General features: G+C 73.2%; 17 protein-coding genes. 10 read left to right on the top strand and 7 right to left on the bottom strand.

All coding sequences use genetic code 11. The features are described from left to right. The coding region (locus HW578_RS14195) for a S1C family serine protease (RefSeq protein WP_198371202.1) at positions 1-678 on the top strand (678 nt) is incomplete at its 5' end. Positions 679-727: 49 nt separating this feature from the next. On the opposite strand, the gene cmk is transcribed toward HW578_RS14195, so the two are convergent. Genes cmk through aroA form a run of 3 tightly spaced genes read right to left on the bottom strand, consistent with a single transcriptional unit; the run spans position 728 to position 2,962 of the window. Then, positions 728-1,381 carry a (d)CMP kinase gene (gene cmk / locus HW578_RS14190; protein WP_456308281.1) on the bottom strand — a complete coding sequence of 218 codons (654 nt, stop codon included), beginning with the start codon at positions 1,379-1,381 and terminating at the stop codon, positions 728-730. Beyond that, a complete protein-coding gene (locus HW578_RS14185) occupies positions 1,372-1,611 on the bottom strand; it encodes a hypothetical protein (protein WP_198371201.1) in 240 nt (79 codons plus the stop codon). Before HW578_RS14185 ends, cmk begins: the two co-directional genes overlap by 10 nt. A gap of 4 nt (positions 1,612-1,615) precedes the next feature. Beyond that, positions 1,616-2,962, bottom strand: a complete 1,347-nt coding sequence (aroA, locus tag HW578_RS14180) for a 3-phosphoshikimate 1-carboxyvinyltransferase (protein ID WP_198371200.1) — start codon at positions 2,960-2,962, stop codon at positions 1,616-1,618. A 109-nt stretch (positions 2,963-3,071) separates the two neighbouring features. On the opposite strand from aroA, the gene HW578_RS14175 reads away from it, so the two are divergent. Together HW578_RS14175 and HW578_RS14170 are read left to right on the top strand one after the other, a co-directional pair. Then, positions 3,072-3,401: a TIGR02300 family protein gene (locus tag HW578_RS14175; protein ID WP_198371199.1), complete on the top strand. Its 330-nt coding sequence runs from the start codon at positions 3,072-3,074 to the stop codon at positions 3,399-3,401. 338 nt (positions 3,402-3,739) lie between these two features. Next, positions 3,740-4,465, top strand: coding sequence for a superoxide dismutase (locus HW578_RS14170; RefSeq protein WP_198371198.1), 726 nt, complete (start codon positions 3,740-3,742; stop codon positions 4,463-4,465). A gap of 87 nt (positions 4,466-4,552) precedes the next feature. On the opposite strand, the gene HW578_RS14165 is transcribed toward HW578_RS14170, so the two are convergent. Both HW578_RS14165 and HW578_RS14160 read right to left on the bottom strand, forming a co-directional pair. Then, entirely contained in the window at positions 4,553-5,518 is a 966-nt protein-coding gene (locus tag HW578_RS14165; protein WP_198371197.1) for a Bug family tripartite tricarboxylate transporter substrate binding protein, read from the bottom strand. Then, complete coding sequence (locus HW578_RS14160; protein WP_198371196.1) at positions 5,515-6,348, bottom strand: class II aldolase/adducin family protein; 834 nt, start codon at positions 6,346-6,348, stop codon at positions 5,515-5,517. Before HW578_RS14160 ends, HW578_RS14165 begins: the two co-directional genes overlap by 4 nt. A gap of 33 nt (positions 6,349-6,381) precedes the next feature. Between HW578_RS14160 and HW578_RS14155 the strand changes: the two genes are divergently transcribed. Then, positions 6,382-7,617 carry an argininosuccinate synthase gene (locus HW578_RS14155; RefSeq protein ID WP_198371195.1) on the top strand — a complete coding sequence of 412 codons (1,236 nt, stop codon included), beginning with the start codon at positions 6,382-6,384 and terminating at the stop codon, positions 7,615-7,617. Between the two features lie 68 nt (positions 7,618-7,685). Here HW578_RS14155 and HW578_RS14150 read toward each other — a convergent pair whose 3' ends face one another. Further along, positions 7,686-8,645: a Bug family tripartite tricarboxylate transporter substrate binding protein gene (locus HW578_RS14150; RefSeq protein WP_198371194.1), complete on the bottom strand. Its 960-nt coding sequence runs from the start codon at positions 8,643-8,645 to the stop codon at positions 7,686-7,688. Between the two features lie 156 nt (positions 8,646-8,801). On the opposite strand from HW578_RS14150, the gene HW578_RS14145 reads away from it, so the two are divergent. Both HW578_RS14145 and HW578_RS14140 read left to right on the top strand, forming a co-directional pair. Beyond that, positions 8,802-9,374: a hypothetical protein gene (locus HW578_RS14145; RefSeq protein ID WP_198371193.1), complete on the top strand. Its 573-nt coding sequence runs from the start codon at positions 8,802-8,804 to the stop codon at positions 9,372-9,374. Between the two features lie 68 nt (positions 9,375-9,442). Continuing rightward, on the top strand, positions 9,443-10,387 hold the full coding sequence (locus HW578_RS14140) for a Bug family tripartite tricarboxylate transporter substrate binding protein (RefSeq protein WP_198371192.1): 945 nt from the start codon (positions 9,443-9,445) through the stop codon (positions 10,385-10,387). 81 nt (positions 10,388-10,468) lie between these two features. Here HW578_RS14140 and HW578_RS14135 read toward each other — a convergent pair whose 3' ends face one another. Continuing rightward, positions 10,469-11,488: an NAD(P)/FAD-dependent oxidoreductase gene (locus HW578_RS14135; RefSeq protein WP_198371191.1), complete on the bottom strand. Its 1,020-nt coding sequence runs from the start codon at positions 11,486-11,488 to the stop codon at positions 10,469-10,471. 79 nt (positions 11,489-11,567) lie between these two features. On the opposite strand from HW578_RS14135, the gene tsaE reads away from it, so the two are divergent. From tsaE to HW578_RS14115, 4 genes are all read left to right on the top strand, one after another. Further along, the gene (gene tsaE, locus HW578_RS14130) at positions 11,568-12,026 is read left to right on the top strand and encodes a tRNA (adenosine(37)-N6)-threonylcarbamoyltransferase complex ATPase subunit type 1 TsaE (protein WP_198371190.1); all 459 of its coding nucleotides are present in this window, start codon (positions 11,568-11,570) and stop codon (positions 12,024-12,026) included. Further along, on the top strand, positions 12,023-13,012 hold the full coding sequence (locus HW578_RS14125; RefSeq protein ID WP_198371189.1) for an aminoglycoside phosphotransferase family protein: 990 nt from the start codon (positions 12,023-12,025) through the stop codon (positions 13,010-13,012). The genes tsaE and HW578_RS14125 overlap by 4 nt, the downstream gene beginning before the upstream one ends. Then, entirely contained in the window at positions 13,009-13,737 is a 729-nt protein-coding gene (locus tag HW578_RS14120) for a nucleotidyltransferase family protein (protein WP_198371188.1), read from the top strand. The genes HW578_RS14125 and HW578_RS14120 overlap by 4 nt, the downstream gene beginning before the upstream one ends. Before the next feature lie 19 nt (positions 13,738-13,756). Next, the coding region (locus tag HW578_RS14115) for a hypothetical protein (RefSeq protein ID WP_198371187.1) at positions 13,757-13,946 on the top strand (190 nt) is incomplete at its 3' end.

Below are 13,946 nucleotides of genomic sequence, written 5' to 3'. Positions count from 1 at the left end.
CCGGGCAGCGCGCCCGGCGCCGCGCCCGGGGCGCGCCCCAACCCCAATGCCCGCGCCTCCACCGGCACCGGCTTCGTGGTCGGGCCGGAACAGGTGCTGACCAACCACCATGTCATCGAGGGCTGCGCGCGCATCCTGGTGCGCACGGCGGATGGCCGCACCCTGCCGGGCCAGGTGCCGGCGTCGGATGCGCGGCGCGACCTCGCGCTGGTGCGCGTGACGGGGAACCCCGGCCCGGTGCTGGCCTTCCGCGCCAACCCCGTGCGCCGCGGCGAGAGTGTCGTGACCTACGGCTTCCCGCTGGCGGGGCTGCTCTCGTCGGGCCCCACCCTCACGACCGGGGAGGTCAGCGCGCTGGCCGGGCTGAACGACAACCCGACGCAGTTCCAGATCAGCGCGCCGGTGCAGCAGGGCAATTCCGGCGGGCCGCTGCTCGACCGCCAGGGCAACGTGATCGGCGTGATCGTGTCCAAGTTGAACGCGGCGCGTATCGCGCAGCGCACCGGCGACATCCCGCAGAACGTGAACTTCGCGGTGAAAGGGACCGAGGCGGTGGACTTCCTGCGCCGCAACGGCGTGACGCCGGTGCTGCGCGAAAGCCCCGGCGGCGAGCGCCCCGCGGTCGATGTGGGCGAGCAGGCGCATCCCTCGACGGTGTTCATCCGCTGCGAGCGATAGGACCGCTTCCTCGGACGCCGACCCGGTAGCCGGGCGCGGGGCCGCGCGGTCACGCCTGCGTCCCGGGCACCCCCAGCCGCGCGCGCACCATCGCGAGCGCCGCGTCAAAGGCCGCCGTGGCATCGAGCGCGGTGGTGTCGAGCAGGATCGCATCCGCGGCCGGGCGCAGCGGCGCCACCGGGCGGTTGGCGTCCTGCGCGTCGCGGTCGCGGATCTCGGCCTCGACCTGCGTGGGATCGGCGGCGACGCCGCGCGCGGCGAGTTCCAGGTGGCGGCGGCGGGCGCGCTCGGCCACGCTGGCGGTGACGAAGAGCTTCACCGCGGCATCGGGGAACACCACGGTGCCGATGTCCCGCCCGTCCAGCACGGCGCCATGCGCGCGGCCGAAGTCGCGCTGGAAGTCGAGCAGCGCGGCGCGCACCGCGGGAATGGCGGCAACCGCGCTGGCCGCCATGTCGGCCATCGGGCCGCGCAGGTCGCCGCGCTCGAGGTCCGCCGGGACCAGGGCGCGCGCGGCGGCCTCGGCGCACAGAGCATCGCGCGGGTCGGCGCCGGCATCGAGCACGCGCCGCCCCACCGCGCGGTAGAGCAGCCCGGTATCGAGATAGGGCAGCCCCAGCGCCGCAGCCAGGCGGCGCGCCAGGGTGCCCTTGCCTGCCGCGGCCGGCCCGTCCACCGCGATGACCGTGCCGTTCAGCCCCACAGCGCGCGTTCCGTCAGCACCGCGACGGCGAGCCCGGCCAGCGGCACGGGAACCAGCCAGGGCACGGCGTCCTCCGGCGCCATCGGCGCCGCGGCGGCCACGCCAAGGATGGCCGCGATCTCGATCCAGGAGGGCGTGCGCGCGACCACGGCGCCGAGCGCAAACGCGACCTGCGCGCACCAGGCCGCCACCAGCAGCGCATAGGCGGGGGTGAAGCGTGCGGCCGCCATGGCCTCAGGCGGGCCCGATCGGCGTGCCGGCGGTGAGCCCGTTCATCAGCGCGGCGAAGCCGGGAAACGAGGTGTCTATGAAAGCGGCGTCGTCCACCGCGACCGGCGCGCGCGCGGCGAGGCCCATGACCAGCGCCGACATGGCGATGCGGTGGTCCATGTGCGTCTCGACCGTGCCGCCGCCGGGAATGGCGCCGCCGGTGCCCTGCACCACCAGGTCGTCGCCCTCGATCGTGGCCGTCACGCCATTCGCCGCCAGCAGCGCGGCGGTGGCGGCAAGCCGGTCGCTTTCCTTCACGCGGAGCTCGGCCAGGCCGCGCATGCGGGTGGTGCCGCGCGCCGCCGCGGCGGCCACCGCAAGCACGGGGTATTCGTCGATCATGGAGGGGGCGCGGCGCGGCGGCACGGTCACGCCGGACAGCTCGGTATATTCCGCCACGATGTCGCCGACCGGCTCGCCGCCGGCGATACGTTCGTTCTCGATGCGCAGCGCTGCGCCCATCTCGCGCAGGGTCGCGATCAGGCCGGTGCGCAGCGGGTTCAGCCCGACATTCTCGACCACCACGCGCGAGCCCGGCACCAGCAGCGCCGCCACGATGGGGAAGGCCGCCGAGGACGGGTCGCCCGGCACCACCACCGGCGCGGCGACCAGTTCCGGCTGGCCCTCCAGCGTCACCACGCGGCCCTCGGGCGTGTCGGCCACGGCGACCGTTGCGCCGAAATGGCGCAGCATGTTCTCGGTGTGGTCGCGCGTCGGTTCCGGTTCCACCACGCGCGTGGTGCCGGGCGCGCACAGCCCGGCCAGCAGGCAGGCCGACTTCACCTGGGCGGAGGCCACCGGCAGCACGTAGTCGATCGGCAGCGGATCGGTGGCACCCCGCACGGCGAGCGGCAGGCGGCCGCCCTCCCGCGTCCAGAACTGCGCGCCGGTGGCCGCCAGCGGGTCGGTCACGCGCTTCATCGGGCGCCGCCGCAGGGAGGCATCGCCGGTCATCACCGCGAAGACCGGATGGCCCGAGATCAGCCCCAGCAGCAGCCGCGCCGCTGTGCCCGAATTGCCCATGTCGAGCACGTCGGCCGGCTCCACCAGGCCGCCCACGCCGCGCCCGGCCACGCGCCAGGCGCCCGGGCCGGTCTGCGTCACCTCGGCGCCGAGGGCGCGCATGGCGGCGGCGGTGCGCAGCACGTCCTCGCCCTCCAGCAGGCCGGTGATCTCGGTGGTGCCGACCGCGATCGCGCCGAACATCAGGGCGCGGTGGCTGATCGACTTGTCGCCGGGCACGCCGAGCCTGCCGGCCAGCGGGGCGGAGGGGGCGGCGGCGCGGAGCGGGCGCGGGGCGGGATGGGACATGCAGGCGCGTTTGACATGGCCCGGCCTCGCGTGGCAATGCGCCCGACCCCTTTTCCAAAGCCGCGACGGGGCGCCGCCCCGGCCCCGCCGCGCGAGACGGATATGATCCATGGCCAAGCCCGAACTCGGTCTCAAGCGTAGCTGCGTCGCCTGCGGCACCCGGTTCTACGACCTGGCGCGCAGCCCCGCCGTCTGCCCGAAATGCGGCACCGAGCAGCCGGCCGAGCAGCCGCGCCTGCGCCGCGCCGCCGCGACCGCGGCCCCCGACGAAAAGCTCAAGAAGCGCGCCGCCGCCGGCACGGAGGCGGAGGGCGAGGAGCTGGAAGTGGAGGATGTCGAGGGCGACGAGGCGATCGAGGACGCCGAGGAGCTCGACGACGAGGCGGACGGCATCGACGAGGCGATCGAGGTCGAGGCGGACCGCGACGAGGAAACGTAAGTCCGGCCTCAGGCGCCGGCGGAGTCTTTTTCGTGTCCTCAATCGCCGGCGCCCGCATCCGCGGGCTTGGCTTTCGCGCCCCGCACTGGTGCGCCGGGCGCGGCTGAGGGTCTGGGCGCGGTCGCGCCTTGCACTCCCGGATCGAGGCATGGCGTCGATCCGCTGGTTCCGGACCAGTTGGGGGGCGGGCGGTGTGGTGCGGGGCTCAGCTCGGGTCGGCCGCCCCCTTCACCGCTGATTCGCTTGCGTGCACGCTGTCAGCGCGGCTTGGGCCGAACCCGCTGTTGCCCTCTGCCGGGGGCACACCCATTCTCCCCCCATCCCACGGGGAGATACCCATGACCACCATCCAACGCCGCGGCCTGATGATCGGCGCCGCTGGGCTAGTCGCGGGCTTCGCGCTGCCGCGGCGCCCGGCCCTGGCGCAGGCGCCCTCCGGCCCCTTCAGCCTGCCGCCGCTGCCCTATGCGCCCAACGCCAACGAGGCCGCCATCGACGCCATGACGATGGAGATCCACCACGCGCGCCACCACGGCGCGCAGGTGGCCGGGCTGAACGCCGCGGTGCAGGGCCAGCCGCAGCTCGCCGCCATGCAGCTCGACGACCTGCTGATGCGCCTGTCGCAGGTGCCGGAGGCCATCCGCACCGCGGTGCGCAACAATGGCGGCGGCCACGCCAACCATTCCATGTTCTGGGAGATCATGGGCGGGCCGGGCGGAGAGCCCGCGGGCGACCTCAAGGCCGCGATCGACCGCGACCTGGGCGGGATGGAGAAGTTCCGCACCGACTTCAACGCGGCGGGCCTGCGCGTGTTTGGCTCCGGCTGGGTGTTCGTGACGGTCACGCCGGCCGGCGCGCTCGCCATAACCACCAAGCCCGGGCAGGACACGCCGCTGATGGACGGCAACCGCGTGCTGATGGGCAACGACGTCTGGGAGCACGCCTACTACCTACGCTACCAGAACCGCCGCGCGGACTACCTGGCGTCGTGGTGGAATGTGCTGAACTGGGAGAAGATCGCCGCGCGCTACGCCGCGGCGCGGGACGGCACGCTGAGGGTCTGACGGGCGCTCCGGGACCGGGCGGCCCCACCGAAGACGTCCCGCCCCCGCGAGCCGTCGTGCATCGCCGCCGGGCGCGGCGCTGCCGCGCTACTCCCGCGTGATGCCGGTGGCGCGGATCAACTCGCCGAAATGGCGCAGGTCGGCGGCGATGACAGCGACCAGATCCTCCGGCGAGCCCGGCGCGGGCGTGAGGCCGCCAGCGCGCAGTCGCTCGGACATCTCGGGTGTGACGACCGCCTGGCGCATCGCGGCGTTGAGGCGCGCGACCATCGCCGGCGGCATCCCGGCCGGCCCGGCCAGCGCGAACCAGTTGGGCCGCAGCGCATCGGGCGCGATGCCGGCCTCCGCCATGGTGGGCACATTGGGGAATTGCGGCAGCCGCGCCGGGCTGCCGACGCCGAGCGCCGCCAGCCGCCCGTCCTGCACCAAGGCCGTCACGGATGGCGGGGTCGAGACCAGCAGCGCCACGTCGCCCGCCACCGTCGCCGTCGCCGCCGGGCCGGTGCCGCGATAGGGCACGTGCAGCATCCGGATGTCGGCGTCCCGCGCGAAGGCCGCCGCATTGAGGTGCGGGATGCTGCCCACGCCGGTGCTGCCATAGGCGAGCTCCCGCCGCCGCGCCAGCACCACCAGATCGGCCAGCGTGGTCACGCCGAGGCCGGCATTCACCACCAGCACATAGGCACCGGTGGTGGCGATGCCGATCGGCGCGAAGGCGCGATCCGCATCGTAGGGGAGGGGCGCGTGCAGCACCGGGTTGACCGAGAATACCTCGCCAGGCGCGACCAGCAGCGTGGTGCCGTCGGGGTTCGAGCGTACCACCGCCTCGGCGGCCAGGATGCCGTTCGCGCCGGGGCGGTTCTCGACCAGGATGGTCCTCTGCAGCGGGCCCGCCATGTGCTGCGCCAGCAGCCGCGCGGTCAGGTCCACCGCGCCGCCCGGGGCGACGCTCACGATCAGGCGGATCGGGCGGGTATCGCCTTGCGCCGCGGCGGGCAGCGGCAACAGCGCCGGCAGCGCGGCGAGCAGACGTCGGCGGGCGATGCGGGTCATGCGGGGCTTCCTTCCGCCAGGCCGGCGCGGCGGCGCCATTGTTCCCAGGCGCGATCCATGGCGAAGGGGCGCAGGTTGAACTCCGCCGCGGCCAGGGCCTCGCCCGGCGTCAGTGCGCGGACCTGGCCGAGCGCGGCGGCGGCCGCCTGCGCCTGCGCGTTGCGCATGCCGTAGATGCAGCGGAAGGTCAGTTCGACCACCCCGCGCGCCGCGACGCTCACGCCATGGCCGCGCATCAGCACAGTCCAGTGGTGGCCGAGCGCGCGGGCCAGGCTGTCGCCTTCCTCGGGGGTCGAAACCAGCAGGTTGGTGTCGCCGAATTCGTCCTGGCTATCCCATAGCGGCACGACCGCGCCCATGGTGGCGCCCAGATGGAAGACCGGCACCAGCGGCACGCCGGTGATGCAGAAGGGCATCATGGGTGGCGCGTGGTGGTGGCAGACCGCCATCACGTCGGGGCGTGCGCGATAGATCGCGGCGTGGATGGCGCGCTCGGCGAAGATGCGCGCCGTGGTCGGCGCGACCGGGGCGCCGTCCAGGTCGAAGGCGAGGATGTCGGCCGCCTCGACCAGCTCCGCGGCGCGCACGCGCGGCATCAGGAAGCGGTCCTGCGCCGCGGGGTCGCGGGCGGAGACATGGCCGAAGCTGTCGATCACGCCCTCATGCGCCAGGATGCGGCTGGCGGCCACGACATCGCGCAGCAGGGCCTCGGTACCGCTGGACAGGGGCGTTTCCTCCGTGCCGCCGTTCTGCGAGGCATTGAAGCGCCCGGGCGGGCCGGTACGCAACGGCCCCCGGGTGCCCTTGCCTGTCGGGGCGGCGGGCGCCATACCGCGCCGGTTCTAGAGATCTGGGAGCGCCCGATGCGCGTGAAGGACGTGAAGAAGGTCGTGCTCGCCTATTCCGGCGGGCTCGACACCAGCGTGATCCTCAAGTGGCTGCAGACCGCCTACGGCGCGGAGGTGGTGACCTTCACGGCCGACCTCGGCCAGGGCGAGGAGCTCGGCCCGGCGCGCGACAAGGCGCTGCTGCTCGGCATCAAGCCCGAGAACATCTTCATGGACGACCTGCGCGAGACTTTTGTCCGCGACTTCGTCTTCCCGATGTTCCGCGCCAATGCGCTGTACGAGGGCATGTACCTGCTGGGCACCTCGATCGCCCGCCCGCTGATCGCCCAGCGCCAGATCGAGATCGCCGAGCAGGTCGGCGCCGACGCCGTCGCCCATGGCGCGACCGGCAAGGGCAACGACCAGGTGCGCTTCGAGCTGTCGTATTACGCGCTGAAGCCGGACATCAAGATCATCGCCCCCTGGCGCGAATGGGACCTGACCAGCCGCACCCGGCTGATCCAGTTCGCCGAGGAGCACCAGATCCCGATCGCGAAGGACAAGCGCGGCGAGGCGCCGTTCAGCGTCGACGCGAACCTCCTGCACAGCAGCTCCGAGGGCAAGATCCTCGAGGAGCCGTGGGACGCGCCGGACGAGATGGTCTGGCAGCGCACCATCAGCCCGATGGACGCGAAGGACTCGGTCACCGAGATCACCATCGAGTTCGAGCGCGGCGACGCGGTCGGCATCAACGGCGAGCGCCTGTCCCCGGCCACGCTGCTGACGAAGCTCAACGCGCTCGGCAAGGAGAACGGCATCGGCCGGCTCGACCTGGTGGAGAACCGCTTCGTCGGCATGAAGTCGCGCGGCTGCTACGAGACGCCGGGCGGCACGATCCTCTACGTCGCGCACCGCGCCATGGAGTCCATCACGCTCGACCGCGAGGCCGCGCACCTGAAGGACTCGCTGATGCCGCGCTACGCCGAGATCATCTACAACGGCTTCTGGTTCGCCCCCGAGCGCCGGATGCTGCAGGCGCTGATCGACGAGAGCCAGAAGAGCGTGACCGGCACGGTCCGGCTGAAGCTCTACAAGGGCAACACCATCGTGACGGGCCGGCAGTCGCCGAACAGCCTGTATTCGATGAAGCACGTCACCTTCGAGGACGACCAGGGCGCCTACGACCAGTTCGACGCCCAGGGCTTCATCAAGCTGAACGCGCTGCGGCTGCGCCTGGGTGCCATGGCCGGCCGTCGCGGCGGCGCCCTCTAGCGTCGCGCGGTCCAGGGGGCCATTGCCCTCTGGTGGGAGGTCCGGAGGGGCGGCGCCCCTCCGGCCCGTCAATCGAGTTGCATGCCCGTTTCGGCGACGAGTTGCCGCACCATGGCGCCGTCGCGCCGGATAAGCTCGCCGAAGGCCGCGGCTGACCCTGCGATCGGGTCGTTGCCGCTGGCGGCGAGGCGGCTTCGCACCGCCTCGTCCGCGATGGCGTGGTGCGCCGCCGCCTCGAGCCGCGTGATGGTCGCGGCCGGCGTGGCGGCCGGCGCGAAGATGCCGTTCCACGATGTCAGGTCGAAGCCCGGGAAGCCGGATTCCGCGATGGTCGGCAGGTCGGCCATGGTGCCGCGGCGTTCCGCGCTGGTCAGCGCGATGCCGCGCGCACGGTTGTCGAGCGTGAGCGGCCGCAGGCTGTTGGCCGTGCTGATCGCGGCATCGAGGTTGCCGGCCGCGAGGTCGCGCGCCGCGTCGGCGCCGCCGCGATAGGCCACGTGTTCCAGGGTGATGCCCGCGCGGTGCGCCAGCAGCGCGCCGGCCAGGTGCCCGACCGTGCCGATGCCCGGGCTGCCGAAGGGCACGCCCTGGCGCTGCTTCGCGGCATTGATGAAGCCGGCCAGGTCGGTGGCCGGGAAGTCGCGCTTAACCACCAGCACGTAGGGCGCGGCGACCACCTGCGCGACCGGGGCGAAGGCGGTGGTGTAGTCGAAGGGCAGGCCGCGCTGCACCAGCGGCTGCACGACGAAGCCGAAGCTGTCGAAGAACAGCGTGGTGCCGTCCGGCGGCGCTGCCGCCACTATGCCCGCGCCGATCGCGCCGCCGGCACCGGGGCGGTTCTCGACCACCACAGGCACGCCGAGATGCTCCGCCATCCTCGGCTGCAACAGCCGCATCACCGTGTCCGACTGCCCGCCGGGGGCGAAGGGGACGATCACCCGCACGGGGCGCGCCTGCGCGGCGGCCAGGCGGGGTGCCGCGATCGCGGCGGCGGCGGCGGTGAGCAGCAGGTGGCGGCGAATCATCATGTCGTTGCACTCCGGAATGATGCCTGCACGATCCACAGGCGCCCCGACACCGGTCTATGCGATTTCGCACATCGACCGGGGTCGGCCCGCATCCGCCGGTTTGGCAGCGGCGGCTTGGCTGCCCTAGGCTGCCCGCGCCAGCCACGAGGACACGTCATGCCCGCCATCGCCCGCACCCTGCTTGCCGTGATGGCATTGCTGGCAGGCGCCCTCGCCGCCGCGCTGCCGGCCGTTGCGCAATCTGTCTGCCCGGGCCGCATCTCGGCCAATGCCTTCGCGCCGGTGCCGCGCGACGCCGCCATCGCCGTGCCCGACCGCCCCGGCGGATCGCCCAACGAGATGCGCCTGCGCCGCGCCGTGCTGGCCGCGCTGCAGGGCAGCGGGCGGCGCGTGGCGCCGGACGCACCCTTCATCCTGTCCTGGCGTGGCGGCGTCAGCGCGGAGGGCGACAATTTCGGCGGCTTCGGCGACACCATGCAGGACCGCAGCTTCCGCGACAGCGACGACCTCTCCTGGGCGCAGAACGCGCCGCGCGCCGGCGGCCGCCGCGTGCCCGTGCTGCGCGTGAGCGGCGTGGTGGAACTGCGCGACCGCGCCGCCAACCGCGTGATCTGGACCGCGGTGGTCACATGCGAGCGCCACGGCACGGATGACGAGGCGCTGTTCGGCCACCTGGCCACCGCCGTCGCGCCGCTGATCGGGCAGTCGGTGGCCGGGCGGCCGTTCTGAGGCGTCGCCTGGGCAAGCCGCGCGCTGGGTCGTAGCCTCCCCGGAAAGGGCCAGGGAGAGGAAGCGTCATGACCACACGCCGGACCATGCTTGCGGGCACCGCAGGGCTTGCCGCCACACCCTTCGCGGCAAACGCCTGGGAACCCGCGCGCCCGATCCAGCTGATCGCGGGCTTTCCGCCCGGCGGCGGGACGGACCTGCAGGCGCGTGCCCTGGCCGAGGCCGCATCCCGCTTCTTCCCCACCCCGATCGTCGTGATGAACCGCCCCGGCGCGGGCGGTGCCATCGCCGCGCAGCAGGTGGCGGGCATGGCGCCGGACGGGCTGAACCTGCTGGTCGGCGGCGGGTCCGAGAGCACCTCGCTCGCCGCCTTTCGCGACCTGCCCTACGACCCCAAGCGGTCGTTCCGCGCCATCCTGCGCATCACGCGCCAGCCGCTGCTGATCGTGGCGAAGCGCGGCGGGCGCTTCGCCGACATGGCCGCCGTTGCCGCCGCGGCCAAGGCCGCGCCAGGAACCGTGACGCATGCCTCCTCGGGCATCGGGTCGATCTACCATGCGGTCTTCGTGCTGTTCTCGGCCGCGGCGGGGGTCGAGATGCTGCACGTGCCCTTCTCCGGCGGGGCGCCGTCGCTGCAGGCGCTGCTGTCCGGCACGGTGGACCTGGCCGTGCTGGCGCCGGAGGAGACCGGCGGGATGGTGCAGTCGGGCGAGATCCGCGCGCTCGCGGTCTGCTCGGCCGAGCGCATCCCGATCCTGCCGGAGGTGCCGACGCTGCGCGAAGCCGGCTTCGACGTGGTGGTCGAGAACATGAAGGGCCTCAACGCGCCCGCCGGACTGCCGGACGAGATCTACGCCAGCCTGCACGACCGCTTCCGCCGCGCGCTGCAGGAACCCGCCTGGCGCGGCTTCCTCGATCGCACCGGCACCTTCGAGGGCTATCTCGACGGGCCGGGCTACCAGGCGGCGATGGATGCCGTGCTGGACGGGCTGCGGGCCAGCCTCAGGCGGTAGCGCCCGATCCGCGAAGGCGGAAGGCCGCAGCGGTGAAGCAGCCGCGCGACCAGAGGCTGCAGGTTGACCCGTCGAAGTGGATCACGCTGCAGCCGGCACGCCCTTCGTCGTCGAGTATTCGAAATGCAGCGCCTCCCCCGGGAAGACCCGGGGGTGGATGGCGTGCGCGGCCATCGCGGCCTCGCTGAAGCCCTGCAGGATCAGCTTCAGCTTGCCCGGATAGGTCGCGATATCGCCGATGGCGAAGACACCATCGATGTTCGTCGCGCAGGTGGCGGGCGCGACCGCAATGTGGTGGCGGTCGAGGCCGAGGCCCCATTCCGCGATCGGGCCGAGTTCCATCGACAGGCCGAAGAAGGCGAGCAGGTGGTCGGCGGGGATGTCGCGTTCCTCGCCCTTCAGCGTGGCTAGCGTCACCGCCTCGAGCCGCGACCCGTCGCCCTTGAGGCCATGCAGCTGGTAGGGAATGGCCATCTCCACCTCGCCGCGCGCGGCGGCGGCCTCGAGCTGTGCGGCGGTCTCGGGTGCCGCGCGGAACTTGGGGCGGCGATGCACCACCGTGACCTTCGCCGCGATATCCTTCAGCGACAGGGCCCAATCGACGGCGGAATCCCCGCCACCCGCGATTACCACGCGCTTGCCGCGGAACTCCTCGCGCCGCGCCACCAGGTAGCGCACCGCGCCCGATCCCTCGTAGCCCGGCAGGCCATCGAGCGGTGGGCGGTTCGGCCCGAAGGCGCCCGCGCCGGCCGCGATAATGACGGCCTTGCAGCGGATGGTGTCGCCGGCGCTGGTGCCGAGCTCGAGGACATCGCCCTCCCGCGCCAGGCGCTCGACACGGCGGCCGAGCAGGTAGGTCGGCGCGAAGGGTGCGGCCTGCTCCTCGAGCCGCGCGATCAGGTCCGCGCCCGCGATCGCGGGATGCGCCGGGATGTCGTAGATCGGCTTCTCCGGATACAGCGCGGTGCATTGGCCGCCCAGCGCATCCAGCGCATCGACGACCACCGTCCTCATGCGCAGCATGCCGCATTCGAACACCGCAAACAGGCCCACGGGCCCCGCGCCGATGATGGCGACATCCGTTTCGATCACGGCCGACATGGCCACTCCCCCGAATCCTGGCCAGCGTGATAGACGGGTCGCCCCGAGGTTCATAGCCGGCGCTGCCCGGCAGGCCGCCATGCCCCCGACCATCACATTGGACCTGCCCGACCTTTCCGCCACCCATGCCCTCGCGGCGCGGCTGGCCGGGCTGCTGCGCGCGGGCGACGCGGTGCTGCTGGAGGGGCCGCTGGGGGCAGGGAAAAGCGAGTTCGCCCGCGCCGTTCTGCGCGCCGCCGCGGGCGACCCGGCGCTGGAGGTGCCGAGCCCGACCTTCACCCTGGTGCAGTCCTACGACCTGCCCGCCGGGCCGGCGCATCATTTCGACCTCTATCGGCTGGACGGGCCTGAGGGACTCGACGAGCTGGGCTGGGAGGAGGCGCGCGAAGGCATCGTGCTGGTGGAATGGCCCGAGCGGCTCGGCAGCCTGGCGCCTGGCGACGCGCTGCATGTCGCGCTGGCGCCGCTGGCGGAGGAGAATGCGCGACGCGCGCAGCTGTCGGGCTGGGATGCGCGGCTTGCCGCGCTGGCCGCGTGAGGGATCCGGCCGCTTTCCTGCGCGCCGCAGGCTTCGGCGCGGCGCGGATCGACTGGCTGCCCGGCGATGCCTCCCACCGCCGCTATGCGCGGCTGCACGGCGGGCCGCGCCCGGCGCTGCTGATGGATGCGCCGCCGCCCGAGGATGTCCGACCCTTCGTCGCCGTCGCACGCCACATCTCCGGCATCGGGCTGTCCGCACCGGAGATCCTCGCCACCGACGAGGCTGCCGGCTTCCTGCTGATCGAGGATTTCGGCGACGCCACGCATGCCGCGCTGCTCGATGCCGGCGAGGCGGCGCTGCCCTGCTACCTCGAGGCGGCGGAGGCGCTGGCCGCGCTGCATGCCACACCGCCACCGGCATCCCTGCCAGCCTGGGGTCCGGCCGAAATGGCGCGCGCAACGGCGGCCACTTTCCTCGACTGGTGGTGGCCCGCGGCGATGGGCGCGGCGGCGGACGCCGAGACGCGCGCGGCGCTGGATGCCGCGATCACCGCCATGGTCGCGCCCTTCACGCAGGAGGGCGGCTTCGTGCATCGCGACTACTTCCCCGCCAACCTGATGCGCCTGCCCGGCCGCGACGGGCCGCGCCGCACCGGTCTGCTCGATTTTCAGGACGCGGCGCGCGGACCCGCGGCCTACGACCTCGTCTCGCTGGTCGAGGATGCGCGGCGCGACGTGGCGCCGGAGGTGCGCGACGCCGCCATCGCGCGGTACCTCGCGGCGCGCGGCGGCGTCGATCGCGACCGCTTCTTCGCTGCCATGGCCGCCTGTGCGGCGCAGCGGCATCTGCGCGTCGCCGCGCTGTGGGTGCGGCTCGCGCTACGCGACGGCAAACCGCGCTACCTTGTGCACGGCCCGCGCTGCTGGCGGCTGCTGGAGGCTGCACTGCACCACCCCGCGACGCGCCCGCTGCGCGACTTCCTCGACGCACGCATTCCCACCACGCTGCGCCGCAATCCCCTCGCCCTGACGGAGCCCGCATGATCGACCTGACCCATGCCATGGTGCTCGCCGCCGGGCTCGGCACGCGGATGCGGCCGCTGACGGACGACCTGCCGAAGCCGATGCTGCCGCTGGCGGGGCGGTCGCTGCTGGACCATGCGCTGGACCGGCTCGCTGCGGCGGGGGTAACGCAGGCCGTGGTGAACGCGCATTGGCATGCCGACCGGATCGCCGAGGCGATGGCGCTGCGGGAGCACCCCTGCGTCGCGCTGCAGCGGGAGGCGGAACTGCTCGAGACCGGCGGTGGCGTGACGCGCGCGCTGCCGCTGCTGGGCGATACGCCATTCGCGGTGGTGAATGGCGATGCCTTCTGGCTCGACGGACCCACGCCCGCGCTCAAGCGGCTGGCCGCCGCCTTCGATCCCGCACAGATGGACGCGCTGCTGCTCATGGTGCGCACCACGCAAGTGGAAGGCACGGTGGGGATGGGCGACTTCCTGCTCGACCCACTCGGGCGGATGCGGCGGCCGAAGGAGCGCGAGATCGCGCCGTATCTCTATGCCGGGGTGCAGATCCTCTCGCCCGCGCTGTTCGAGGGCGCGCCGGCGGGTGCCTTCAGCCTGAACCGGCTGTATGACCGCGCGATCGAGGCCGGGCGGCTGTTCGGGCTGGTGCATGACGGCGTGTGGTTCCACCTCTCGACGCCCGAGGACCTGCGTTATGCGGAGGAGACGCTGCGGGCGGGGCTGGTGAGAGCCTTGTTCTGATGGCGCGGGCAGCGCGCACATGAACCTCCATGCCATCCCGCCCTGGGCGCCCTTCCTCGACACGCTGGCAGCGGGCGTGCTGGCGCGCATGCCGCCCGAAGCACCCGACGCACTCGCCCGCACCACCATCCTGCTGCCCACGCGCCGCGCCGCGCGCGCCCTGCGCGAGGCCTTCCTGCGCGCCGCCGGCGGGCGCGCGCTGCTGCTGC

Origin of the sequence: Roseomonas rosulenta, from assembly GCF_016106005.1 — a bacterium.
Classification (GTDB): Bacteria; Pseudomonadota; Alphaproteobacteria; order Acetobacterales; family Acetobacteraceae; genus Neoroseomonas; species Neoroseomonas rosulenta.
This window is presented reverse-complemented; position numbering and strand designations above follow the sequence as displayed.